This is a genomic window from Planococcus sp. TJ-201, assembly GCF_058268495.1.
Map to the genome: position 1 here is coordinate 26008 of NZ_JBZDOG010000005.1, position 25544 is coordinate 51551.

Below are 25544 nucleotides of genomic sequence, written 5' to 3' on the forward strand. Positions count from 1 at the left end.
AAAAATATAGCAGCCTTGCTTTACAAATAAAGAGTCAGCCAAAATACATGCAGCAGCAAAATAAGCGTGTATAGCGTGTTAACACCAATAAAAGCGTAACGCCAACCCCGGGATTGGATCCAAACAAACGGTGTGTACAGAAAGGCAAAAAGACAAAGAGATAAAAAAATTTTTATCGCTAAAAGCGTTAGTGGAGAAAATGATGCCAATAATGGATTCGCCTCAGTTACAGCACCCGATAGTAGCCCCACATAAGTCAGCACCCCATCAAGGAAGTTCAAGATCATCAAACTCCAAATATGCTTTTTTAAAGGTGCTTTGCTTTTTCCCATCCCCATGTGCCACACCCTCACTTGATCAGTCATATGCATTTAGTACTGGAATACCCGAATAATAATAATATTATACATCAAAAATTAGGTATTTAATCACAAATTTTTTAAAAATAAATATCAATATCGTATGCAAAAAATAAAAAACCAGAAATTTTGTATTACAAAATTTCTGGCTCGTCTAAAATATTTTTTTGAAGTTTAGGATGCGCTTCTTTCAACACAGATGGGCGCATTAAATAGCTCGTTAGTCCAATTAGGCAAAGGCTGCTTGCACCAACAATGTATTCTGCCGGTACTAAATCGTAGAGTAATCCGAACACCAGATAACCAAGCGGCATCATGGCCATTGCCATGGATTCCAGAATTCCAAAGACGCGGCCACGGTATTCTTCCTCTACATCCTTTTGCATCATGACACCGATCGGCGTATTCACACACACATTGGTGACACCAAACATAAGCATCAGCACAAGGAAATAAACAACGGTTACACCGTAGGACATGCCAATAACGAGCGGAACGCTCATCCCCGCAAGCAGCACAGACATCGCCAATATCCCTCTTTTAGCAAACTGCAAAGGAAACTTCACTTCTTTGCTGACAGAGAAATGGATGGACGCTGCCAGCATACCCACCGCAATCATCGCTTCAATCATCCCGAAATGCGTCGCTTCCACTTGCAGTTGCTGAACTGCAATAAATGGCAGGCCAATCATCAATGAAGAGAAAAAGAAGTTGATGCCGATAGCGGTTGTTACGATAACCATAATGACGCGATTGGATTTCAAGTAAGAAAATCCTTCTTTCATCTCCGTCAACATCGTTTTTTTCTTTTCATCCGCTGGTTTTTCGCCGCGTACTGTAAACAACCGGAAGTTCATCGTCGATTCCAACAAGACAGCAATAGCATAGGCAGCGACTTGAATCAGCAAGAATACGTTCATTGACACAAAACCGAAGAGGATGCCGCCAACCACCGGCCCGCCTATCGTGGCAATCGAAATGGCCGATTGGTTAAAGCCCATTGCGCGTTGTATACGATCCGGGTCAATGAGATTAGCGATTGACGAAGAAAATGTGACACTCGTAAACATCGAACTCACCGACAGAAGCGCAGTCGTCGTGTAAATGGCTGTTAACGACAAGCTGTTCATCAAACCAAACACCAGTAAGCCCGCTACTGCAAGTACACTTGCCAGTTGCGACAGAATTACAATCACTTTTTTCGAATACTTATCCGCAGCGTATCCGGCAAACGGCGCCAATAAAGATCTTGGCAGTATGCTGCAAATCAAGTTAATCGCAAAACTTGCGGCTGAACCAGTCAAGGCTAATACATATAAACTGATGCCAAATGCATAGACAGAGCTCCCAAATGTCGAAATCAACTTGCTGGCCGTAAACGTGTACAAGTGATAAGTCGCCCGTTTGATGCGTACTGCTTCCTGCATGCTTTCACTCCCTTAGAGAAAGTTTAATTTAATTAAACAAAATATAACATAGAAAAATTGGCGCTGCAAGTAAAAGTTTAATATAATTAAACTACTGAAAGGAAAGGTGATCACATGGCTACTTTAGGCGAACGCATCAAAGATTTACGCAAACAAAAGGGCTTGACGCTGCAGTCTTTAGCGGGCAATCAACTGACTAAAGGCATGCTGAGTTTGATTGAAAACAATAAGGCGAATCCTTCAATGGAAAGTCTCGCTTATATAGCAGAACGGTTGGGTGTGGATCGCAATGAACTGCTTGAAGATATCTCGACCAATGAACTGCGAAACTTATTGGAAAAGATCGAACAGCTTTATACGCAGGAAATGATCAGTGATGAGCTGATTGTGAAATACAAAGAAATTGTCCGTGAAATCAAGCCTCACATCGATAAACTGCCTTTTCGCTACGAATCCGCTCGGCTCCTCGAAATCTACAGCCGTTGCAGTTACCATACTAAGCAGGATGGCTGGAAAGAGCATTTAGCAAAAGCCGAGGAAATCTATGAAACTCTGCACATGATTAATCAAAGTGCAGATCTCCATATCTTTAGGGCAATGATGGCTTTCACGGAGCACCGCTACAGCGAGGCTTTGGATATGATCCAAACATCCAGGCGGATTTTTGAAGAGCGCACCGGCATTTTAGATCCACTGAAAAAACTGGATTTTGATTATTATGAGTCTATCCTCTATTCGGCAGTTGGAGATACGGATAGCTCTAAGCGCTTGATGAAAGACGCGATTGATTACTCTAAAAAAAAGCAACTGTTTTACCGTATTGACGCGCTTTATCGACTCGCCGGCTTTCAAGCAGTTTTAAATAACGACACCGCCAACAAAGACCACTATATTTCCAAGCTTCGCCTATTCGCTGATTTTACAGACGATGAAGAAATTAAAGCGGTGGCAGATGCCATCGAAATTCATTACTTAAACTCTTTTGCACACGACTATAAGGCAGCTAACGCACTGATTGAGAAGAATTTGGAGAAGCACCAGGAGGACAAAATCTTTTTATTCGCACTGGAAAAAGGCAAAGCCTTGTATGGCTTAGGACAGTTGGAAGAAGCTTTGGACTGGCTGAAAACACACACACTTTGGGAATTTCTTCATCACCCTTATGATTTATCCATGCATTACGAAAAAGATGCCTATATGGCATTAATTTACATGAAGCTTGGCAACAACGAACTTGCAGTAAAACATGCTACGATCGCTAAAAATTTGATTGAGCCCATGCCTGATTTGCCGTACAAAACATTCATCTTAAATGTTTACGAACAAGTGACTGCATAGCAAAACCCGCCATATTTTTATGGCGGGTTTTGCTATGCATGATAACGCTGATAATTTTTATAAAACTCTCGAAACTGCTGCCAGTCTCGGTCAAATTCTGGTTGAATGCAAGAAATTTGAAAAAGACTGCGGTCTTTTAAATAACTGCTCGCAGCATGAAGTTCAAAACCTGATAAATGAGCGTCCTGAAACAGAAATCGATTTTCTTCAGTCGTCTTAAAAGTCCGGGATGTCGGGTAGCCAGTCGACAGGGATGGCCAATCTTTCGTATCTTCCTGCAATCGCTTTAAACGCTTTTCCAAAATTTCATAACGCTCCGGATAAGCGTTTAAAGCTTGCTTTAGGCTCTCCAGCAAGCTTGATGGAAACGTAAAAGGAATATTTGCGGCGGCATAAAGCCCCAAATCTAAATAACTTGGCAATTTATTATCTGATGTAATTTCATGATGCGCAAAGACAACAGCGATTCCACTCATTGTTCCGACGGCCTTGCCGCTTGCAGCCGTTGCCATCCAAACATCTTTCAAGGAAAATGGCAATGCACCAAAGCTGCTAATGCAGTCCAGGCATAACTTGATCTCCAGCTGCAAACAAACATCAGCTAATAGGTGAAAATTGTTTAGTTGTCCGGTCGACGTTTCACCGTGGACCATAAGCACCCAAGCATAGTTTCCTGTTTGCAGCGTTTGGTCAATTTTTTTACTATCAAAAGCCTCGCCCCATGACGCGCTTTCCACTGTATAGTCCAAACCCATACGTTCTGCTTGATTGACCAATCTTCTGCCAAACTCCCCATTTACCAAAATCAGGCCTTTGGCGTCCAGTCGCTTGATTTGCGCAAGCATCGCTTCATTGGCCAAGGTTCCACTTCCCGCTAGTAAATAAGGAGTCGATCCCGCCATCTCACCGAGCATGCGGTCCACCTCCTGCCGCACACCATGAAAAGCTGCAGACCGATGGGAAATGGGTGGCTGTTGGAAGGTCGCTGCAAGGGACTCCGTCAATATGACTGGCCCAGGCAGGAACAATCGGCGTTTTGTCTGCAGTCTCGCTGCCACAGAATCGTTATACTGACGCCGTGTTGTGACCATCGGAACGAATACTGCCTCGCCTGCGCCCACCGAATCGGCAAATGGCCGAAATCCGAGTTGGCCATATAATTTCAGTTGCTGAGTAGTTCCAGAAATAATGGCCGATTCAAAGCCTTGCTCCAGGCAATAATCAGATAGCGCCCGCGCCAGCAGAAAAAAGACACGGCCGTTGCGATGTGCTTTACGGATAGCCAATAAACGGATTTCACAGACCTTGCCGGCATCCGGCAAAAAATCTTCCACTTTTCCAATTTTCAAATCCAGAGAAAATGGCCGTTCCGATCGCAAGGCAATCATCCCTACTACGTCCTGATCCGACAGCACAATCAAGTAGGTGTTTTGCTCATGAAAAGGATCTGTCCGCCTGCCGCTGGCATCTGCCTGATGTTGAGGAATTTCTTCGACAAATGTTTCATAGTTCAAGCGGGCAATTTCAGCAAACTCCTTTTTTGTCCGGGCAATCTTGCACCAATACACAGCCGGCCGCCTCCCTTTTACTTCCTGAATGCATCCTCTACTTGATAAAGACTTAAATCAATCTCCACAGGTTCCCCGAGAACCAATTTCGCCAATTGGCCACCCAAATAGGGGCCGGCTGTCAGCCCTGAAGCCCCCAACCCGTTTGCTGCAAAAAAGTTCGCATGTCCAGGAACCTGCCCAATAAATGGCAGAGCACTTGTGGTTGCCGGCCGAAAACCTGTTGCCGCACCTGCGATCTCTGCCTGGCTGAGCCCAGGCGCTGCTTCCAGGGTTTTATTCAAAATATGATGCACGCCACCCGCTGTCAGCTTGTTATCAAAGCCAACCCCGTTTTCGTGCGTCGCTCCAGCGACAATTTTGCCATCATCAAAAGGCACGATGTATTGGCCATAAGGCACCATTGCCACTGGCCAGTTGCCAGTTGCTTCGCTTTCCGTCTGCAAATGAAGAATTTGAGCTTTTTGTGGTACGATATCCACGTCAAGCCCCAAAGGCTTGAATAAATCAGCTGCCCAGGCGCCTCCTGTCGAGACGACTCGATCTGCCAATAGGTTCTCCCCATTTATATCTACGCCAACGACTTGCGAATTCTCAATCAGCAATTTGGCATCACCCGTTAAGCGTTTCGCCCCAAGCTTTACCGCTGCGGAAATTAGCGCATCGCGAATGGCCCGCCCATCAACACGAGCTGCCCCGCTGACCCATAATGAACCATATTCTTCTGTTGCAAACGGGAAAAGCGCCCTTGTTTCATCTGGCGATAATCGTTTGATGTCCCCCATTTCGGGTGCATCTATCCGCCGCTCATATGCCTTCTGCTCCATTTTATCGAGCTTGCTGTCTTCGTGGATACTGACAATACCGACTTGTTTATAGCCGGTATTGGTTTCACCCAATGCCTCCAGTTTCCGAATCAATTCCGGGTAGTATTTTGCGCCGTTTTTAGCCAGGCCGTACCAGGCTTTATTTCTTCGCTGTGAAATCCATGGACATACAATGCCAGCTGCTGCTCCAGTGGCCTGCCCTTTGTCTCCGCGATCTACCAATACTACTAAGGCTCCTGCTTTTGCCGCATGATACGCTGCAGAAGCTCCTAAAATTCCTGAACCGATAATTATCAATGATTTCATCTCTACACCTATTTTCACAAAGTCTCGTGCCTCTATTCTAGTCCAGTCAGCCACGAGACTCAAACTCATTCCATAAATTTTACAGCCAACGGATTCAGAATTGAATTTTGGGGTAAAGCTATAATAGGAAGTTACCGGAAGTTTACTAGAGGAGGAATCAGTTTTATGGAAAGAAGTACAGCAACTGAAAACATTTTACCAATGACATCTATTCGAAGCGGGTCTGGAACCGAGATGGCTCCTGACGTATATTGCCATACGGTGCAGGTGGCAAATGTTTTCTTCATCGGGAATCCTAATATCAGCAACGAATGGGTATTGGTCGATGCTGGCATGCCACATTCCGCAACAAAAATACTGAAGGCGGCTGAAAATCGTTTCGGGCCTGACCATCAGCTTAAAGCAATCATTTTAACGCATGGCCATTTTGACCATGTCGGCGGATTGATTGATATTCTGGAGCAATACAAAGTTCCGGTGTATGCACATCCGCTGGAGTTCTCCTATTTGAAAGGCATAACCGATTATCCAGCGCCTGATACTTCCGTTGAAGGCGGGATAGTAGCGAAAATATCAAAAATTTTCCCTACCGAAGCAATCGATATCACCGCTCACATTCACGAGCTCCCGTCAGACGGCACTGTGCCAGCTATGCCTGGCTGGCAATGGGTTCACACCCCAGGCCATTCAGAAGGCCATGTTTCACTGTTCCGTGAGCAAGAACGTATACTGATTGCTGGAGATGCTTTTGTAACGGTAAAACAGGATTCACTATACAAAGTGCTGCGCCAGAAAAAAGAAATTCACGGCCCCCCTGTCTATTTAACAACCAATTGGCGTGCTGCCTGGGAATCTGTCTGCAAATTGGCCGATTTGCAGCCTTCTATCGCCGCGACCGGACATGGCAAACCAATGACGGGTGCCGCGCTTGCTAAAGGCCTGGTCGATCTCGCCAAGAACTTTCAAAAAACTGCTGTACCCGCTTACGGAAAATACGTCCATACAAAATAGACGAATCAAGCGGCAAGAACAGCGGGGACCAAACCGCTGTTTTTTGCTGACTTTAAATAATTCAAAAAAATTTCACAATTAAATGTTTAGCCTTTTGGATATACGGGTAAACAAAGAAAGCAGTCTCTGCTATAACAGAAACGCAAGTAAGTCAAATAAGGAGTTGAGCTTTGATGAGTAAGAAAGCATTATTTATTTCGGATCATGGAGATCCTTTAGCTAAACTCGGTGGCAAACAGGCGGGTGGCCAAAATAACTACGTTAAACAACTAGCACTTGCATTAGAAGATAAAGGATGGCAAGTTGATGTCGCTACACATTGGTGCGATTCTTCTGCCCCTCAAATAGAAACCTTCGGAACTGCATGCCGCGTCATCCGACTCGAAGCAGGACATAGAGGATTTGTCTCAAAAGATGAAATGTACTCAATGCTTCCAGCTTTCTACGAGGAAATGAAAAGTACAATGAATCTTGAATCTTATGATATTGTCCATACACATTATTGGCTTTCGGGCTTGATCGGCAAGAAACTGAAAAAAGACTTTGGTCTCCCATATGTACACACTGCACATTCACTTGGATGGGCAAAAGAAAAAGCAACCGGCGTTCATGACCAACGCAGAATAAACGCAGAAAAAGCAATTTTAAAAGACGCAGACCAGGTATTGGCTACCACCAATAATGAAAAACAATTGATTAAAACTTTTGTTGATTCTCCTTCTCCCATCAAAGTTATCCCCATCGGAGTAGACCAGGCATTCAAAGTGCGTGGCAACCGAACGCATTTACGGAAAAAATTCGGCTACAGCAATCCTCTCTTTGTTTTTGCTGGAAGATTAGAAGTAACTAAAGGTATTTTCACCTTACTAAAAGCTTTTCAGTTACTGGCAGAAAAAACAGGTCCTTCCAACACTCCACACCTAGTAATAGCAGGCGGAGATGCGGATTCCATCGATTTGGAAACCAAACTGCCAAGAGATGAAAAGCTGCGTGAAGCAGTCAGAGGCATCGAGGACCGCATTGAGTTTCTTGGGCCCCAGTCTCAAGCCGAACTTGCTCTCTTATTCAATTCAGCTACAGCAACAATTGTGCCCAGTTTCTACGAGTCTTTTGGAATGGTGGCTGCAGAAGCTCAAGCTTGCGGCAGTCCAATCATTGCATCGGATGTCGGCGGATTGAAAAACGTTGTTCAAGACGGCATCACAGGCTTGCTCGTTGAAACGAAAAACGAAATCGACTTAGCAATCGCGATGGAAGTTTTATCAGCAAATACGCTGTTAACAGAACGGTTGAGCCGTCAAGCGGTGCAAATCGCCCGCAAAGACTTTGATTGGGATTCCATTTCCACTCGCATAAATTCATTGTATGAGGTGATCATCGGTGCACGGAGCAACGCATTTATTAGCAACAGACTTGGACGGAACACTGGTCGGTAATGCCAACAGTTTAAAAGAGCTATTGGCGTTTTACGACAGCCAACCTTATCAAGTTTCCCTAATTTACATTACGGGCCGCCACTATGATTCCGCCTTATCCCTCATTAATGAAGAAAATTTGCCGGTTCCCCAAGTCCTTATTACGGATGTAGGAACCGGGATATATACAGGTAAGCAGCTGCAGCAGGATTTGGAATGGACCAGACGCCTCGAACAGTGCTGGAACCCCCAACAAATAAATTCAGTTGCCAGCCGAGTTTCAGGGCTCTCGTCTCAGAATCTCCCTATTACCAATCGCTGTTCCTATTTCGCTTCCGATACTGCTGTTGTGGAAGAATTCGCTGTGGAGTTGAGTAAAAGTAATATTCCACATAAATTAATTTACAGCGGCGGCCGGGATGTTGATATTTTGCCACCAGCCAGCGGCAAAGGACAAGCTTTGCGGTACATTCTCGATAAATACAATCTGGCTGAAGCAAAGTTGCTGGTAGCTGGTGATTCCGGCAACGATATAGAGATGCTCACCATGGGCTTTCCTTCAGTCATCGTTGGAAATGCACAGCCTGAACTGCTTGAACAAGCAGAACATCCATCTATTTACCGAGCCAAGCAAAAATATGCTGGCGGCATCCATGAGGCATGGAAATATTTTTATACGGACTAACCACTCTCCCCTTTGAGCATACCAATTTGTTCAAGGGGGTTATTTTATTCGCCATTGGAGAAGCCTGCAGGTAATCGTTTGTTTTTTTGCCTATATGGTTTATATTTAGTAAGAAGCCATTTTATAATCAGAAGATTTGTATACATAAAGTTAGTTAACGTCAATTCACAACAGGAGGAAATTGAGATGAGCAAAGTTTCGAATTTACAAAAAGAGTCCTTGGTTATGCTAAAAGAAACAAGCCGGACCTTTTTCATCCCAATCAGCTTTTTGGAACCCACTTTAAAGAAAACTGTCGGCTCTGCCTACCTTTGTATGCGGGCAATTGATGAAATTGAAGATCATCCAGAGCTGGATGATCAAGTGAAAATCAACTTGCTGAGCAGCATTCAACAGATGTTGGCTACTGACTTTGATGAGGCGCGCTATTTAGAACTTGTCACTCCTTATGAACAATTTCTGCCTCCTGTCACCATGCGCCTGGCTGACTGGATCAGCGTATGCCCTGAAGACATTAAAGGAAAAGTCATGGAGTCCACTGCCATTATGGCCGGCGGCATGTCCAAATGGGTAGAAAAAGATTGGGTCATTAAAACAAAAGAAGACTTGGATGAATATACTTATTACGTGGCGGGCCTTGTTGGCACTATGCTGTCAGACATTTGGTACTGGTATGATGGTACTGAGACAGATCCCGATCACGCCATTGCTTTTGGCCGCGGGCTGCAAGCAGTCAATATGCTGCGGAATTATGACGAAGATTTTGAGCGCGGAGTTACATTCGTCCCAGAAGGATGGACACGTGAAGATATGTTCAATTACGCGAAAAATAATTTGGCGAAAGCTGATTTGTATGTGAAGCCAATCAAAAACAAACGAATTTTGATGTTCTGTAAAGTTCCATTAGCTTTGGCGCACAGCACTTTAAAAGCATTAAAGTCAGGAAAAGAAAAAATGAGCCGCCAGGAAGTCGAAGGCATCGTTGAGCAACTAAAACAAGAAGAGCATTTAAGTTGATACATTCCGGCCTTAGCTTTCTGAAGAGGCCGGATTTTTTTGAATTCCTCCGCATTATTTGTATAATATAGGAAGTTTTTTTATAATGAGATAAAAGTTGAACTAGTAATGCCATCTCTTGAGATTCCGCAGCCTGCTATATAAAAATCCGATGCGAAAGTTTAAATGGTGGAGGTTGGCCCTGAGCAATTGCAGTGATGAAGAAAAGTAGATTTCTTTAGCTCAGCTTATACAACAACTATCAGTTAGGAGAATTCCCATGACCGTGACCCTTATCAGTATTTTCACTGCGGCTATTTTTATTTTCAATATTATTCTGGCAGCAGCGCTCGTCTTTCTCGAAAGACGGGATGCATCTTCAACGTGGGCTTGGCTGCTGGTTCTATTTTTTGTTCCCATATTAGGATTCTTTATTTACCTGTTTTTAGGCAGAAAGCTGCGCCAAAAAACGCTTTTCAAATGGGAAGGCAGCGGGAAACGGATTGGCATCGAAAGCCTTATTGCTCACCAAATGAATGAACTGCACGATAACAGTTTTCATTTTAAAAATGCCAATACGAAAAATTACAAAGATTTGATTTATCTGCATCTGCGAAATAATGGTGCTTTGCTGACACAGGATAACAGCATCCAAATTTTTAATGATGGACGTGTTAAATTCGATTCGCTGCTGCGCGATATCGCAAAGGCTACAAACCACATCCATATCCAGTACTATATTTTCCGATTGGATGAACTGGGCACTCGTATTGTGGATGCTTTAACTGAAAAAGCAAGAGAGGGCGTGAAAGTGCGCTTGCTGTACGATGATATGGGTTCGCGCAGCTTGAGCAAACGACATTTCAAGAAACTGACGGCAGCGGGAGGCGAAGTGGAAACTTTCTTTCCTTCCATTTTGCCAATCATCAACCCCCGTCTAAACTACCGAAATCACCGGAAGATTGTTGTAATTGACGGTCAAGTCGGCTATATCGGCGGATTTAACGTGGGGGACGAGTACATTGGTTTAAGCCGAAAGTTTGGTTATTGGCGAGATACTCACCTACGTCTTGAAGGCAGTGCCTTGCATCCACTGCAGACACGCTTTATTCGAGATTGGAACCAGGCTTCTGCACATCACGATATTGAGTATGATGAATTTTTCTTTCCGGTCAAGCCAGCAAGAGGAAACACTTCCATGCAAATCGTTTCCAGTGGCCCTGATGAGGAATGGGAACAGATTAAAGATGGCTACCTAAAGCTAATCAATCTGGCTAGGGAGTATATTTATATTCAAACTCCTTATTTTATTCCAGATGCTAGTTTTTACGATGCGATCCGCATCGCTGCTTTATCAGGAATCGATGTACGCATCATGATTCCAAATAAACCCGATCATCCTTTCGTCTATTGGGCTACTTATTCATACGCTGGACAAATGTTAAGAGCCGGAGCCAGGGTATTTATTTACGACAATGGCTTTCTTCATACGAAAATGATTGTGACAGACAATAAAGCCTCTACTGTCGGAACTGCCAACATCGATGTCAGAAGCTTTAAACTGAATTTTGAAGTCAATGCCTTCATTTATGACGAAAAAGTATCCAGTGACCTGGCAGAACTGTTTCATCGAGACATGAAGCTGTCGACCGAATTAACGTACGAGATGTATTTGCACCGTACCCGAATGATCAAAACCAAAGAATCGATTGCGCGTCTTTTAGCGCCGATCTTATGAAAAACATCGCTTGTCTTTAGCTACCAGCAGCATTTTTCCTCACAAAAAAACGTCTCCTTATTTCTCGGAGACGTTTTTGCTTGTTAAATCCCTAAATATTCTTCCAGTGTGATGCCTTTTTGATAAATTTCCGCAGCCACATCTGTCCCAACATATCGGAAATGCCAGGATTCGTGCATATACCCTGTGATCTGCTCGCTGCCTTCTGGGTAGCGCAGTATAAAGCCGTACTCATGGGCGTTGGCTGCCAGCCATTTGCCACCATCCGTGTCCCCAAAAGATGCGGATGCCCAATGTTGTTCCTGCCCAGCTTCTCCAATATCAAATGCCAGACCTGTTTGGTGTTCTGAATAACCAGGACGTGCGCTGTACCGGTCTGCAGCTTGTTGGCCATCCTTTGCTACATAGCCTTCATACAACTGTTTTTGCCGCGCAAAGTCACGGTAGGTACTGAATGCCGAAAGATTTAAGCCATCTTCGGCCGCTGCAGCTTTCATCGCTTCAAAAGCTGTCCGTGCTTCCGGCACTTCCCCAGGCGCATAAGTTTCGGGCAGCGGATGCTGCTTGTTCGCAAGCAGGACGCCATCAATCAAGGTTGGTTCTGTGGGCAATGCACTGTCTTCCGGATAAACAGTGGCATCAGGCGCCGCTTCTGCTGCAGGTTCTTCCTCCGATGTTGCCGGCTCTTCAGGTTCAGTTGGCACTGCGACTTCCTCTGTTGGCGCTTCTGTTGCCTTCTCTTCAATTGCCGCAGTCTCTGTCAATGCTCTCATGCTCTGCTCAACGTCCCAGTCATGTATGTAAAGCCACACTGCTGCTAATGCAGCCATAATTGCTGACACACTAATCACCGCCCATTTTATATAAAACTTTTTTTCTTTTTGTTTTGCCTTTTCCATAAACTTCATGTTAAGCCTTCCTTCTGTCAACTTGTTATTATTCTACCATTTTTATTACTGAATTTCTTCTTCGGCGGGTGGTATTCCCTCGGTTTTTAATCTGCAACTTTACTAAATGCCACACCGGTTTTCCTACTTCCAAATTCGATCATCCAAGTAAAAAACGACCCCCATAAGACTTATGGTTTTTTCGAATAAATGAGTAGAAACACACAAGGAGTGGGAACAGTGGATCGCATAACTAAACGTGATATCCAGACACTGATGAACCAGTTGGATACACTACTCGAAGAACGAATGAAACAAAAGCACGAATATACAGAGACAGCGCAAGCTCAATAATTGAGTTTGCGCTGTTTTTCAATTTTATACTAAAATAGTTCCTAACACGACAAAGAACAAGATACCGAAAATAACGCTCATGCCAAGCATCCACTTGGCTTCCCGGTGCATGCCTTGGGCTTTCATATGACGATACCGGAAGCTGTTTGTCAGAACAAATAACAAGGTCATGAACAAGACAGCCACTTCCAGATAGCCGAATATCAGAAAAGTTAATGCGGTGACACTCAAAAGAGCAATGCCGATTCCTTGCAAAATTTTCATATTCACGTAAGTATCCCCCAAAAAAGAAAGCCGGCAATATTTGCCGGCTTTTCAATTATTATTTTTTATCTTCTACTGCTTCAAGCGCTATTTCCGGATGATTCGAATAGAATTTACGGCCAATGAAGGTCTGGATGATCAACAAGATCCCTCCGACTGCCCAGTAAACTGGTAAAGCCGCCATCGATGTAAACGAAATGAACATAATCATAATTGGTGAAATGTATACAAACAATTTCATCTGCTTTTGCTGCTGTTCAGGCATAGTCCACAACGAGACTTTCGCTTGGAAGAAATACACAGCTCCAGCAATCAACGTCATGATGACATCGGGTGATCCAAGATTAAACCATAGGAACTCGTGAGAACGAACATCTGGCGAGTACAAAATTGCGAAATAGAGACCCATGATGATTGGCATTTGGATAATGACTGGTAAACATCCCATATTAAGCGGATTTACTTCGTGTTTCTTATAAAGACCCATCATTTCCTGCTGCAGTTTCATCTGCTCTTCTTTGTCCTTTGTTTCTTTCAAGCGCTTTTGGATATCTTCCATTTCGGGACGCATTTTATCCATCTTGACTTTCATTCCTTGCTGACGCTTATATGTGCGCAGCATGAAAGGCATTAAGACCAAACGGATAATGATTGTAATGACAACAATAGCCATACCGTAACTACCGCCAAACAATCCACCTAAATAATCCAAAGAGATATCAAACGGTTTTACAAAGATCGTGTAAAAGATTCCTTCTTTGTTTTCAACAGCCGAACATCCACTCAAAATAACAGCAGCAGCAGCCATCATCATTAATAATGTAATTTTCTTTTTCAATTTAGTCACCTTCACCTTTTTCAACTACTAAGAAGTATAACGATAAGCGCGACAAAATTCAATCCATGGATAGAACACTCTTGGTTTTTTTAATTTTTGTGACAACATTACGGCTTTCCATACCGCAAGATGGATCGCTGATTTACTGCTCAACTATGCATTCGCAGCGCTTGCAGACAGCAATTCCAACAGTTGAAAGACTACTTATTGAATCAGACAAACCCAACTTGACTTAAATGAAAAATGAGCAAGAAAAAAAGGAGAATTTCTTCTCCTTACTTGGCATTAGGCAATGTGTAGCGGAAATATGGAATGTGTTGGCTGTCACGGAATTGCTTTGGTGTGACGGCAGTATATTTTTTGAAAATCCGCGTAAAGTAGCTTTGGTTACAGAAATGAAATTGCTTGGAAATATCGGAAATGCCTTTATCCGAGTGGCGAAGGTAGTATTGAGATTCTTCAACACGGCGAACGTTTAAATATTCAACAAGCGTAATGCCAGCATGTTCTCTAAAAATACGGGACAAATGGCTTGTCGAAATACTGAAGTGCTTGGCGATTTCTTCAACTGATAAATCACGCTCTACTTCATCGTTGATGTAGATCACGACTTTATTTACTGTCTGATGACCAAAAGAAGGCTGTTTGCGTTCAGAGATAATCGATACAAAGAACTCAATCAGTTCATCAGCTACAAACATAAATTCTGAATCATTCATGTGCTTATCTACTAATTCCACACAAGCCGAGTTGAAAGCGAATGCTTTTTTAGGAGGTACACGCATTTCATAAAGTTTGCGTGCCATGACAGAAGATAAAATGATGTAATAGTTGCGGATAGAGCGGATAATGTCTTTTTCCGAACGAAGCGAAAGCATGTCGATTAATTCTCGCAATGTTTCTTTAGCCCGTTCTTTTTCCAAATGATGAATCTCGTACATTAACTGTGTTTCGATTTCAAAAAATTTATCCAACCCTTCAATTTGGTTTAAATTTTCTGTTTCAGTCATAAAAATTTTCGAAACCGTTTCTTGAATAGATGGTGCTGTGATAATATTCATCGTTTCCCCGTCTTTCTTTTTACAAGTTTTTGCAGCAATACCTCAACTATATACTGAAATAGCCAAAAAGAATAGAGTTATGCTGCTAATTTTGTAATTTTTTTATGTAATTTGTTCTATTAATCAAAACCCCCTCTTATGCCATCAGTAATGTTTTAATACAAAATTTATACTATATATAACGTATTCTTTTTAAAAAGGTTTCATTTCACTTTATCTAAGCAAAAGTTTAACAGGAATATAAAGCAAACGTCAGAAAAAGACTGATTGCCCTAAATTCCTGTTTAGCGTCCATTGAATCATTAAGTTTATCCCCAGAAAACTATTCGGTAAAGCATTTTGCTTTCATTCGTCTTTATCAGGTGGGATAAGTGCCCGAATATGCCTCGGCAATACTTCGATGACAAATGGAGTGGTGGCGCCTTCGTCTCCATCTATATTACAAGACAAGGGTTCATTGGTTTTAATCGATACTTTTGTTGTATGGACGGCCTCTACAGAAGGATCTTCTTCCAGCTTCCCTCTTATAACGGAAGTGGCAATGCGGATAAATCCTGGCAAAGCTGCATTTTTTACAATATACAAATGCAAAAGACCATCATCAGTTAATGCTTCCGGTGCCAACTTCTCAAAACCGCCTACTGAATTTGTCAACGCGACCAAGACCAGTTTTGCTTCTCCTGACCATACTCCATGGTCATGCTCGATTTCAAAGTAAGTTTCTGTATCTGCCGTAACGGCTTTTATTCCTTCGACAAAATAGGCTAAAGCACCCAATTTGGTTTTCAATTCAGGATCAACATCATAGGTGGATTCTGCAATATCTCCAATTGCCAATATATTCATAAAGAAATGGTCTCCGACTTTGGCGATGTCCACTCGCTTTTCATAGCCGGTTTTAAGGGCTTCGATAGCCTCCGGCGGATCCAGCGAGATCCCTAAAGCACGTGCAAAATCATTGACAGTGCCCAGTGGGATCAACGAAAACAAGGGCTGATGCGGCTGTTCCGCCAAACCGGATACCGCTTCGTTTATCGTGCCATCCCCACCCATTGCGACAACAAAATCATATTCCTTTTCACAGGCTTCAGCAGCAAAATGGGTAGCGTCTTTTGCCTTCTGCGTTTCTCTTGTATCTACTTCATATCCCATTGAAGCAAGCATTTCTTCTACGTCTTCACGGTATTCCGCAGCACGCTCTTTTCCAGAAGATGGGTTTAATATAAACATTGCTTTTTTCATCATCAGACCTCCGATGGTATAATACAGCTATAGCTATCTTTATCCCGATATCAGGGTGAACAAAACGACTAACTGCGATTTGTCCAAGAAAGTAGGAGCTGTCTTGCGCCTTTTTATTTATGTTATTATCTTTTTCACTTTTTTCGACTTGTTTGCCCAACTTCCCATTATGAGCACTTATGCTGTGTCTTTAGGAGCCAGTCCTTTTATCGCAGGGCTGGCAGTTGGGATGTATTCGCTATCCAATACATTCGGAAACCTTATCTCCGGTATTTTTTCCGATCGAAAAGGTCCTTTTGCAATTTTAGTGATCGGCTTGCTATCGACCAGCATTGCCTTATTTACTTACGCTGCCGTAGATGGACCTTACAGTTTGCTGGCTGTCAGATTTTTTCACGGTCTTGCTGCCGGCCTCACAGTACCTGCAGCTTTTACGTACTTGGCCAACCGCACCGAGTCTTCAAAACGCGGAAAAGGTGCGGCTATATCAGGTGCCTTTGTCGGTTTGGCGGCCATAATTGGACCCGCTTATGGAGCCATTTATGCGAGCCGCAACGATGTTCCCCAAACCATGCTGCTTACAGGCACGCTAATCTTGTTACTGGGAGTTGCTGCATTTTTCACATTGCGGCAAACCATTATAAAGAAAGAGCCCGTTATTAAAAATCATGTTTCGTTTGGAGATGTCCTAAGAAATATCGGATTGATTCGATCTTTTACAGGTGCTTTTTTTCTGATGTTTTCACAAGGTGTTCTCGCTTATATGTTACCGCTTAAAATCGAGTCGCTTGGGCTGAATTCGCAGCTCAGCGGGTTGCTGCTGAGCACCTTCGGAATTTCAGCCATTCTGGTGTTTCTGCTTCCGGTCAACCGGATTTTCGATGCTGCCAAACCAATTTATACGTTAATTGCCGGGTTTGCACTAATGGGCTCTTCTCTATTTTCCCTTAGTGCTGCAGCTGTTGAAACATTGCTCTATGCCAGCATGTGCACTTATGGACTTGGCTTCGCATTATTGTTCCCTTCAATCAATTCCATTTTGATCGACTCGACAAACACTGCATCACGCGGTCGGGCATATGGGTATTTCTACGCCTTCTTTTCGATTGGTGTCGTGGCCGGCTCCAGCATTATAGGATTCTTTGCATTAAACCCGAACCAAGGTTTTCTCGTCAGCGGTTCGCTATTGTTTGTTGTTGCCGCGTTGAATGCGATAAGCCGCAAAAGATAATAGTCAATAAAAAGGATGGTCTGGGACCATCCTTTTCTTATAAGTTATCTGTGCCGATTTTATTTTCTGAAGCGGCTGAAGTGGTGTTTTCAGCTTTTTCACTGCTGTTATCGTTTGACGACAGCTTTACATCGCTTTTTTCTTTATCTTGCTTGTGTTGCTGCTGCTCATTGTAGTATTGAACGCTCGCTGATGCTCCGCCTTCTGCGACCATTTTGTTTTCACGTTTTTCAGTGGTACTTGGCTCTTCAGTAGTTTTCGAAATCGGGTTGCCGTCTTTATCAAGGTTTTGTGATTCCATATAAGAATTCACCTTCACTTTCGTATTATTGAATGCCTTTGTGGCTTTTTCACGGTTTTCGGGATTCTTGAAATATGCATATGCTCCAGCAGCCAATCCTGCCAATAAAAGACCTCTTCCTCTTGCCATTTGCAGCACTCCTCTTTGAATTTTGTTTGATATTTAATATTTACCCTTATATTCATGAAGTTAACCTTCTTTTACATGTCAAAAGTATTACATTTTGATGTGCGTAAGTTTCATATCAATATGTGGAATTCCATCTTCATCGTAACTGTCAGATACAGGTTCAAACCCAAATGATTGATAAAACTCCTGAAGATAAACCTGCCCCTGTAATTGAATGGCGGTTGCCTTCCATTCTGTCAAAATGTAATCAACGCTTCTCTCAATCAATTCTTTCGCCAGTCCACGCCCTCGGGCATCTTTGCGGACAATGACCCGTCCAATAGATGGCAGGTCATATTTGACGTCTGCCGGGACCAATCGTGCGTAGGCCAGAACTTCATTATTTTCACTGTAAAGCAAATGAACAGACTGCTGATCTAAATTATCAAGTTCCGGGTAAGCACAATTTTGTTCCACCACAAATACCTCTACTCGGAGCTTTAATACTTCATATAGTTTTCTCGCTGCTAGTTCGTCGAATTGATAGGTCTTCCAGTTCATATCATGCATCCTCCTTTTGCTTCTATTATTCCACATTAGTGGCTATTGGGCTCTTTTTTTGATATGATTGCAGAAAGAATTTCAGAGGTGATTGCATGATTCGAACCGGTACATCCGCAGATATCACATCTGTTCAGGAAATTGCCAAAATTAGCTGGAATGATACATATGCTGGCATCATTCCCTCTACCGTCCAACAAAGTTTTCTGGATAAGTCTTATTCTACTCCAATGATGGAGATGCGTTTAAAAAGAACAATTATCTTATTAGCAGAACATGAAGGTCAGCCCGTCGGCTTTGCTAATTTTACGAAAGTGGATGAAGATGGCGACGCAGAGTTAATCGCCATTTACATGAAGCCGGAATTTCAGCGCTCGGGCTATGGCAAGCAATTGCTTAACAGCGGCTTAAGCTATTTGCTTAACGGCAACCAGCTATTCGTTTATGTGGAAAGCGAAAATACAAAAGGCCGAAACTTTTATGAAGCAAACGGCTTTAAATTTTTAGAGGAATTCGAAGAGCTATTCGAAGGACATCCTTTGCAAACAGCTAAATATGTTTATCATTTGAAAGAAGCTGCCTTATAGGTGGTTTTTTTTTTGCAGAAACAGTAAAAGAGACGGTTAGGCACGCATGCCTAACCGTCTCTTTCTATTTTCACCTTGTTGCCTCCTTACAGCGGACGGTAAGGTGTATCGTCATCATTGCGTGTTGGCGTCTCATCGCGCCGTACCGACTCTTCTTTTCTGCGAAGCTGATCTTCCTGGTATTTAAAATCATCATCGCGCGAATTTTGATTGGTTTGTACACGTGGTTTGCGAACGAAACACATAATTGCAGCAATGTAGAAAATAATAGATGTTAACGACAACAATCCATCAAAAACCCCAGCAAGAATAAAGAATATACCTGCAGTAGACGCTTTTCCATTTTTCCGAAGATTGACCAAAGCAAGAATTGCAAAGATTGTACTCAATACTAACAGTGCAATTAACGTCCATCCCACTACACCAAAGCTTGAGGAGATCATATCAACAACCATTTGGGCTTCTTCCGGATTTGAGAACGCCGGATCCGACATGATCTCGTCTTCTATAAACTGTTGAAATTCGGGTGTTCCCTCGACACTGGCATAACTCGCCATTGCAAAGCCGATCAATGCAATAACTAAAATGTTTAAAATAATTCCGATAATACCGAGCACTTTCTCTCCCGCTCTGTTGACTGTGTTTTGCTCCATTTAATCCACCTCTTCTTTTTTTACTTTGAATCCCTGCATTAGTATACGTATCAATGGGGATTTGGTTTCTTATATTACAATGTTCCCGTAATAAAATTAATAAAACCTGTTTAAAAAATTGAGGTGCGGGTAGATTATTAATATCAAACATTTGAAAGGGGTTCTAAATAATGGAAAAAAACATCATTTTTAACCAAGCAGATTTCTTGTACGGCATCGGAGGAGCTTCAGTTTTAACGGCAATCGTTTTCTTTATCACTAGCATCTAAAGCGGAGGTACCGAATGAATAACTACATAATGTTTTTTAATTAGAAAAAGCAATCCACTCGACTGACAGCGGATTGCTTTTTGTGTGTTCTTTATTCCGTTCTCGCGAACAGCTGATGGCAGTTTTATGGCATCAGGATCTTTTTTATATTTTGACGTCATCGTATTCTTTGTAACGGTCAAAAGCCGTCACAGCGTACGAGCAAACGGGTTCCATTTTATAATCGTGTTCGCGTGCGTAGTCTGCGGCCCGGTCTAACAGCTTTTTAGCCAATCCTTGGTTGCGCAGCGATTCATCGACGAATGTGTGCTCGATGACCATTACGTTTGCCAATTCTGTCCATGTGATTTCTGCCTTTGTCTTTCCTTCTTCTTCTAAACGATAAGCAAACTCTTCGCTGCCCAATTCGATTAATTTAAAATCCATTTCCCCTTCTCCTCCTATTCACTGATTGATGCTTAATGGCCGAAGAGATGCTTCGATCTCTGCACGTTTCGGCTCTAAGAATGGCGGCAGCGCCAGCTCTTCTCCTAAAGCATCCATTGACTCATCTGTCGCAAATCCCGGCTCATCTGTCGATAACTCGAAAAGAATGCCATTGGGTTCACGGAAATAGATTGCCTTAAAGTAATAACGGTCTACTTCACCTGAAGTGACAAAACCATTTGATCGCAAATAGTCATTCCACTTGCTGTAATCTTCGTACGTTTTCACTCGGAACGCCACGTGATGGACACTCCCTCTTCCCGGACGTTCCGGCGGAAGGTCTGAACGTTCTTCTAAGTGTATTTCGCCAGCAGGCCCTCCTTTTCCTGTCGAAAAGACCAAAATATCTTTTTGTCCTTCTACAGTAGACGGGTAGTCCCCCACTAGTTCAAACCCCATAATGTCTGTCAACACGGATGCTGTTTTCTCACTTTTCCGGACCGTTAAACGAACATGCCCCAATCCGACAATCGCAAATTCTTCCGGAATTCCAGCTCTTTCCCAAGGTATTCCATATCCAATTCCGCTGCCATCGTCAACAACCAGCATTAATCTCGAACCTTCGAAATCCTGGAACGTTAAGGTTGAACGGTTAAAGCGCTTTTCAATATGGCCATGAGGAACCTGCAATTCGTCAAAGCGATTGATCCAGTAATCCAGTGCATTTTCACTCTTTACACGGAATGCTGTGTTGCTGATACTCGAAACCCCTGGATGTGTACGTCCGGCCATCGGAATATCAAAATACGTCATATCAGTGCCTGGAGTTCCCACAGCATCAGCATAAAATAAGTGGTATGAAGATGGATTGTCCTGATTGACACTTTTCTTCACTAAGCGCATGCCCAATATGCGTGTAAAAAAATCATGATTGGCATCAGCATTGGCTGTTAAAGCAGAAACGTGATGAATTCCTTCTAATTTCATTTAAATTCCTCCCATTTATCTTGAATTCGAGATATTAATTTCATATTATCACTGTCTTTTACTGTTCGCAAGCCATTAAACTCCATTAAAAAACGAGCAAGCCTTGTTTTCAAGGTTTGCTCGTTCCACTTAATTCAACCAACCGCGTACTGTATCGGCTATATTTCGGAAGAAACTTTTTACACTTTCCCAAAATCCTTCATCGTTCACAATTGTGCCGATTTGGTCTTCAATGGTTTGGCTCAAATCTTCCAATTGCGTTGACCATTGCGAAAAATCAATATCAAGTTGACGAATGCGGTCCATCAAATCCACCAATAATTGGCGGTCTTCCGGGCTTAACTCGATTTGCAGATTGTTCAACTGATCTTCGACAATTTGTTCCACTTCTTCACGCGTGGCTGGATTTTGTTCAGCAATCTGCTTTTTGATTTCTGTCAACAGTTCGCTGACTTTGGCATCTTCAACGCCGCCGTCTGCAAGTTCAGTTGCAACGGTCAATTCATCATTTGCAACATCTGTCCGTTCCGGGTCCAATTCTTCGCCGTTTACTTCATAGGCTTTATAAATTCCTACAAGTGCTGAATGTCCAGTTACTGCTTTCGGTGCTGCCACTTCGACAGTAGCATTTTCAATACCCGCAGTCAGCATGGCATTGGCGTACATTTCAGAGGTAACTTGTGTAATGTTGTCAGGCGTGACGATTTCAATGACCAAACCTGCTCCTTCATCTTTACGGATAATCTTCGCAGATGAGTACATATTGGCACGGGAATCGCCGTCTTCAATGTAGTTAACCAAATCCTCGCCGGTCACTTCAATTTCTTCCACGTCGGCTTCTCCTGCAACATCCAAGCTATCGGCAACAGATGTTTTTTCATCGGCTGATAAATCGCCTCCGTATACAACGATTGGCAGACCGAACTTTTCATTGATGCCGACATTTGCTGAGCTGTATGACGGCAACGTAACAGACAACGCAAACAGTATGGCTATAACAGTAAGTAGTTTTTTCATTTTTTAATTGCCCCTTCCCCAAATTAATACCAGTTGAACTTAAGAATTATTACGATCTTCCCGCTCTTAGAGCAATATCCGTATCATATGACCCTGAAAGCCGAGCGGTTTTGCAAAGAATCTGTGTAAAAGATTAATAGTTCAACTTCTATAAATACGAAATTAATTTGAAAAGGTTGCGTTACTTGGTCGACTTGGTCCAGCCTTCTTCTTGAATGATCTGGCGGTTTTTATATAATTTGCCGAGCGCACGTTTGAATGCCGCTTTGCTCATGCCAAAAATTTCAAGGATTTCATCCGGCGAAGATTTATCGGTAAATGGCATTTTGCCGCCTGATTCTTCGAGATAACGCATGATTTCATCTGCGTCATCTGACAAGCGCTCCTGTTTTCTTGGAAGCAAAGAACCGTTTAGCGTGCCATCGTCTTTGACGTCAATGATGCGAACCGTTTTTTCTTCACCCAGGCGCGGTTCTTCTTCCCGCTCGGTTTCGTGGACGAAAATCCGGTACATTTCCGGAACAGACAACATGAAGGTACCAACCGGCAACAAGCGATACGCGCGTGCCTGCAGATTTTGGTTAAACGCCGTTTCTGGTGCGGGCTGCATCAATTCCAAAACTTTTTCTTCAGTTGCAAGGCGTCCGTATAGGTCGCCATGGCGATCTGTACGGAGCGTCATGAAAATATGGTCGCCTTGCTGCGGCCATAATTCCAGGATTTGCGGAAGATCTGCAGGCAGTAAGTATACTTCCCGCGTTGTGCCAATATCCACTACGGCGCCTTCTCGTTGAGACACTTTCAATACTTTTGCCCAGCCATACTCACTTGGCAGAATGTGAGGAATCATCGGTGTCGCCGAAACGCCTCCTTGGCGGTTACGGTAAAGGAAAACTTCAATCTCTTCTCCGATTTCCTGTCCCTCTTCTATTTCGGACGCGTTCATCATTACCTCGTCGCCTGAACCATCTGATAAGATCCATTGCGATGTGGAACGGTCTTTTACTTGTAGCATTGCTTTTAATCCTGGATGTAAAGCCATATTATGATCCTCCTATTTTTGTTAACTGTCTTTTCCTTCTTGTTTCAACTGTTCAAGTTTGTCCCTGAAATCCGGGCTTTCTTCCAATAATTGGACCAGATCGGCAATCCGATCGATTGAATTCCAGCTCAAGTGGTGTTCGATTCCTTCCACGTCTCCATAGATGCGTTCTTCTTCCACACCAATAACACGAAGAAACTGCTCAAGCAGGCCATGCCGCTGCAACAGCCTCTTGCCCAATTTTTGGCCTTTTGGCGTCAGTACAAGGCCTCTATAGCGTTCGTAGATCAAGTAGCCATCTTTATCCAGCTTCTGCACCATCTTGGTGACAGAAGAAGGCAACACCGATAAGGCCTCCGCGATATCTGATACGCGCGCATAGCCTTTTTGCTCAATTAATGAGTAAATGATTTCAATATGGTCTTCCATACTTGGAGTAGGCAAAATTCTTTCCTCCCTCACGTAGCTATGTTCAGTTTACTATACCGCCATCATTGAAACAACTGGACTTGAGTGCCCTGACAACAGTCCGTTTTTTCAGAAAGGTTTAACACAATTGTCTTTAGGGTATATTCTACTATACACAAATTACTTATCAACGAAAGGTTAGGTGAAAAACATGGGACGCATTCTTTGGATTATTTTAGCGGTTATTATCGTAGTATGGCTAGTCGGATTCTTATTGGACGTAGCAGGCGGACTAATACACATTCTTTTAATCATTGCAGCAATCGTTTTAGTTATCAACTTGGTTACTGGACGTAAAGGCGTATAGCCTTAGCAACGATTAAACATAAAAAGTTGTCTCAAAAGCTGAAGTAAACGGCTTGGGGCAACTTTTTTATTTGCCTAATAGCTCTAATCAAAACAGGAGAAAACCAATACCGATTGGTTTTCTCCTGTTTTTGAAACGTTTATTATTCCCTAATTTTCGCATACACACAGGTATCCCGAAGTTTGTTGCCGACTCGTGAGACTTTATCGTTGCGCAGAACCCCTTCCAGTTCAAAATGCAGGCGGTTGGCAACTGCGCGGCTGCGGACATTGTCCGGATCGCAGCGAATTTCAACACGGTTAGCGCCGAGTTCTTCAAACGCAAAGCGCGTAATGCGTTCTACTGCCTCTGTGACAAACCCTTGGCCTTCAAATCGGCTGTCGACCCAATAGCCAATCTCAAATTTACGGACTTCCCAGTCAATGCGGTGAAGTCCTGTAGATCCGATAAACTGCCCGTTTTCCTTCAGGAAAAAATGCAGTCGCAAGTCTTTGCGCAGCTTAAAGTCGGCCGCAGCTTCAATCAAAGTCGCTTCCGTTTCAGACAGATCCGGTTTTTGCTGGGCAAATGGCAGCCACGGACGAAACGCTTCCAGCGAATGCATAACCGCTTCGTAGCTCGCTTGCGCATCTTCACGTCTCGGTGCACGGATCAATAGCCGCTCCGATTCGAATTCATCTGGAAAATCGAGCAATACCGGATTGAACGGCGGTTCTTTGGATTCGATGATGGCGTCGTCCCACAGCACCGGCGTTGTGATGCCCGCTTGCCAATCTTCCCGTGTCATGCCATACGTTACCGCATCGTAGTAGCGGTTCTCTCTTGGCGAAAACCAGGCTTGTCGAAGATGTGCTTCTTTCACGAAACCAGTTCGTTCAAAAGCTTTACGCATCGCAAAATTATCATGTCGTGTATTGCCTTCCAATCGAATTTTCTTCTCCGGCAATGAAAAGACAAAGTCAGCGACCAATTTTAATGCTTTTGGGCCGTAGCCTTTGCGGCGGTAAGGATCGGCAATCCGTAAATCAAATAGCGGAATGTCATCCTGCAAATCGAATATTTTTACTAAGCCAATCTGCTGATTTTCTTCATTTTCAATCCAAAACGTTGTCACTTGATCTGACTTATAGCCGCCTTCTTCAATCGTTTTTTCAATCAAAGCCCGGACTGGATGCTCATGTCCATGAAAAGGCCATGAATTTGTCGTCATAAAATGAATCAGCTGCTCTTGCTCTTCCATCGTCCATTCTGTTAACTTCAACACAAAACCC

27 protein-coding genes are annotated in these 25544 nt (G+C 43.2%); 9 read left to right on the forward strand and 18 right to left on the reverse strand.

Features of this window, described 5'->3' with window-relative positions; translation table 11 throughout:
* Window positions 1–20: 20 nt before the first annotated feature.
* Window positions 21–338: a DUF5658 family protein gene (locus AC4EG4_RS12775; protein ID WP_490979736.1), complete on the reverse strand. Its 318-nt coding sequence runs from the start codon at window positions 336–338 to the stop codon at window positions 21–23.
* Window positions 339–493: 155 nt separating this feature from the next.
* Window positions 494–1786: an MFS transporter gene (locus tag AC4EG4_RS12780; RefSeq protein WP_490988050.1), complete on the reverse strand. Its 1293-nt coding sequence runs from the start codon at window positions 1784–1786 to the stop codon at window positions 494–496.
* A gap of 114 nt (window positions 1787–1900) precedes the next feature.
* On the opposite strand from AC4EG4_RS12780, the gene AC4EG4_RS12785 reads away from it, so the two are divergent.
* Window positions 1901–3124 (forward strand): helix-turn-helix domain-containing protein, encoded by a 1224-nt coding sequence (locus AC4EG4_RS12785; protein WP_490979734.1) that lies wholly within the window; start codon window positions 1901–1903, stop codon window positions 3122–3124.
* A gap of 32 nt (window positions 3125–3156) precedes the next feature.
* Here the strand turns inward: AC4EG4_RS12785 and AC4EG4_RS12790 are convergent, their stop codons facing one another.
* Window positions 3157–4692 (reverse strand): GNAT family N-acetyltransferase, encoded by a 1536-nt coding sequence (locus AC4EG4_RS12790; RefSeq protein ID WP_490988051.1) that lies wholly within the window; start codon window positions 4690–4692, stop codon window positions 3157–3159.
* Between the two features lie 17 nt (window positions 4693–4709).
* Window positions 4710–5825, reverse strand: a complete 1116-nt coding sequence (locus tag AC4EG4_RS12795) for an NAD(P)/FAD-dependent oxidoreductase (protein WP_490988052.1) — start codon at window positions 5823–5825, stop codon at window positions 4710–4712.
* Between the two features lie 165 nt (window positions 5826–5990).
* On the opposite strand from AC4EG4_RS12795, the gene AC4EG4_RS12800 reads away from it, so the two are divergent.
* The 5 genes from AC4EG4_RS12800 (at window position 5991) to cls (ending at window position 11670) form a co-directional block, all read left to right on the forward strand.
* The gene (locus AC4EG4_RS12800; RefSeq protein ID WP_490988053.1) at window positions 5991–6836 is read left to right on the forward strand and encodes an MBL fold metallo-hydrolase; all 846 of its coding nucleotides are present in this window, start codon (window positions 5991–5993) and stop codon (window positions 6834–6836) included.
* 173 nt (window positions 6837–7009) lie between these two features.
* Entirely contained in the window at window positions 7010–8272 is a 1263-nt protein-coding gene (locus AC4EG4_RS12805; protein WP_490988054.1) for a glycosyltransferase, read from the forward strand.
* Complete coding sequence (locus AC4EG4_RS12810) at window positions 8217–8936, forward strand: HAD-IIB family hydrolase (RefSeq protein WP_490988055.1); 720 nt, start codon at window positions 8217–8219, stop codon at window positions 8934–8936. The genes AC4EG4_RS12805 and AC4EG4_RS12810 overlap by 56 nt, the downstream gene beginning before the upstream one ends.
* A gap of 186 nt (window positions 8937–9122) precedes the next feature.
* On the forward strand, window positions 9123–9953 hold the full coding sequence (locus AC4EG4_RS12815) for a squalene/phytoene synthase family protein (protein ID WP_490979728.1): 831 nt from the start codon (window positions 9123–9125) through the stop codon (window positions 9951–9953).
* 259 nt (window positions 9954–10212) lie between these two features.
* Window positions 10213–11670 (forward strand): cardiolipin synthase, encoded by a 1458-nt coding sequence (cls, locus tag AC4EG4_RS12820; protein WP_490979727.1) that lies wholly within the window; start codon window positions 10213–10215, stop codon window positions 11668–11670.
* A gap of 83 nt (window positions 11671–11753) precedes the next feature.
* Here cls and AC4EG4_RS12825 read toward each other — a convergent pair whose 3' ends face one another.
* The 5 genes from AC4EG4_RS12825 to AC4EG4_RS12845 form a co-directional block, all read right to left on the reverse strand.
* Window positions 11754–12578 carry a M15 family metallopeptidase gene (locus AC4EG4_RS12825; protein WP_490988056.1) on the reverse strand — a complete coding sequence of 275 codons (825 nt, stop codon included), beginning with the start codon at window positions 12576–12578 and terminating at the stop codon, window positions 11754–11756.
* 357 nt (window positions 12579–12935) lie between these two features.
* On the reverse strand, window positions 12936–13175 hold the full coding sequence (locus tag AC4EG4_RS12830) for a hypothetical protein (RefSeq protein ID WP_490988240.1): 240 nt from the start codon (window positions 13173–13175) through the stop codon (window positions 12936–12938).
* Window positions 13176–13233: 58 nt separating this feature from the next.
* Window positions 13234–14013 carry a membrane protein insertase YidC gene (gene yidC / locus AC4EG4_RS12835; protein ID WP_490979725.1) on the reverse strand — a complete coding sequence of 260 codons (780 nt, stop codon included), beginning with the start codon at window positions 14011–14013 and terminating at the stop codon, window positions 13234–13236.
* Between the two features lie 275 nt (window positions 14014–14288).
* Window positions 14289–15074 carry a helix-turn-helix domain-containing protein gene (locus tag AC4EG4_RS12840; protein WP_490979724.1) on the reverse strand — a complete coding sequence of 262 codons (786 nt, stop codon included), beginning with the start codon at window positions 15072–15074 and terminating at the stop codon, window positions 14289–14291.
* Between the two features lie 345 nt (window positions 15075–15419).
* Entirely contained in the window at window positions 15420–16316 is an 897-nt protein-coding gene (locus AC4EG4_RS12845) for a diacylglycerol/lipid kinase family protein (protein ID WP_490988057.1), read from the reverse strand.
* 103 nt (window positions 16317–16419) lie between these two features.
* Here AC4EG4_RS12845 and AC4EG4_RS12850 point away from each other — a divergent pair, with 103 nt between their 5' ends.
* Window positions 16420–17547, forward strand: a complete 1128-nt coding sequence (locus AC4EG4_RS12850) for an MFS transporter (protein WP_490988058.1) — start codon at window positions 16420–16422, stop codon at window positions 17545–17547.
* Between the two features lie 37 nt (window positions 17548–17584).
* Here the strand turns inward: AC4EG4_RS12850 and AC4EG4_RS12855 are convergent, their stop codons facing one another.
* Both AC4EG4_RS12855 and AC4EG4_RS12860 read right to left on the reverse strand, forming a co-directional pair.
* On the reverse strand, window positions 17585–17977 hold the full coding sequence (locus tag AC4EG4_RS12855) for a YbyB family protein (protein WP_490988059.1): 393 nt from the start codon (window positions 17975–17977) through the stop codon (window positions 17585–17587).
* 87 nt (window positions 17978–18064) lie between these two features.
* Entirely contained in the window at window positions 18065–18517 is a 453-nt protein-coding gene (locus tag AC4EG4_RS12860; RefSeq protein WP_490988060.1) for a GNAT family N-acetyltransferase, read from the reverse strand.
* Window positions 18518–18612: 95 nt separating this feature from the next.
* Between AC4EG4_RS12860 and AC4EG4_RS12865 the strand changes: the two genes are divergently transcribed.
* Window positions 18613–19104 carry a GNAT family N-acetyltransferase gene (locus AC4EG4_RS12865; RefSeq protein WP_490979719.1) on the forward strand — a complete coding sequence of 164 codons (492 nt, stop codon included), beginning with the start codon at window positions 18613–18615 and terminating at the stop codon, window positions 19102–19104.
* A gap of 86 nt (window positions 19105–19190) precedes the next feature.
* On the opposite strand, the gene AC4EG4_RS12870 is transcribed toward AC4EG4_RS12865, so the two are convergent.
* The 6 genes from AC4EG4_RS12870 to mntR all read right to left on the reverse strand — a co-directional run bounded on the left by AC4EG4_RS12870 (window position 19191) and on the right by mntR (window position 23942).
* On the reverse strand, window positions 19191–19757 hold the full coding sequence (locus AC4EG4_RS12870; RefSeq protein WP_490988061.1) for a DUF4064 domain-containing protein: 567 nt from the start codon (window positions 19755–19757) through the stop codon (window positions 19191–19193).
* 413 nt (window positions 19758–20170) lie between these two features.
* Window positions 20171–20452: a GNAT family N-acetyltransferase gene (locus tag AC4EG4_RS12875; protein ID WP_490988062.1), complete on the reverse strand. Its 282-nt coding sequence runs from the start codon at window positions 20450–20452 to the stop codon at window positions 20171–20173.
* Between the two features lie 18 nt (window positions 20453–20470).
* The gene (locus AC4EG4_RS12880; protein ID WP_490988063.1) at window positions 20471–21439 is read right to left on the reverse strand and encodes a ring-cleaving dioxygenase; all 969 of its coding nucleotides are present in this window, start codon (window positions 21437–21439) and stop codon (window positions 20471–20473) included.
* 129 nt (window positions 21440–21568) lie between these two features.
* Entirely contained in the window at window positions 21569–22456 is an 888-nt protein-coding gene (locus tag AC4EG4_RS12885; protein WP_490988064.1) for a DUF1002 domain-containing protein, read from the reverse strand.
* Window positions 22457–22637: 181 nt separating this feature from the next.
* Entirely contained in the window at window positions 22638–23498 is an 861-nt protein-coding gene (locus AC4EG4_RS12890; RefSeq protein ID WP_490979714.1) for a CvfB family protein, read from the reverse strand.
* 21 nt (window positions 23499–23519) lie between these two features.
* Window positions 23520–23942 carry a transcriptional regulator MntR gene (gene mntR, locus AC4EG4_RS12895; RefSeq protein ID WP_490979713.1) on the reverse strand — a complete coding sequence of 141 codons (423 nt, stop codon included), beginning with the start codon at window positions 23940–23942 and terminating at the stop codon, window positions 23520–23522.
* A gap of 175 nt (window positions 23943–24117) precedes the next feature.
* On the opposite strand from mntR, the gene AC4EG4_RS12900 reads away from it, so the two are divergent.
* Window positions 24118–24273 (forward strand): lmo0937 family membrane protein, encoded by a 156-nt coding sequence (locus AC4EG4_RS12900; RefSeq protein WP_142827293.1) that lies wholly within the window; start codon window positions 24118–24120, stop codon window positions 24271–24273.
* Between the two features lie 142 nt (window positions 24274–24415).
* Here AC4EG4_RS12900 and AC4EG4_RS12905 read toward each other — a convergent pair whose 3' ends face one another.
* A complete protein-coding gene (locus AC4EG4_RS12905; protein ID WP_490988065.1) occupies window positions 24416–25534 on the reverse strand; it encodes a GNAT family N-acetyltransferase in 1119 nt (372 codons plus the stop codon).
* Window positions 25535–25544: the final 10 nt, after the last annotated feature.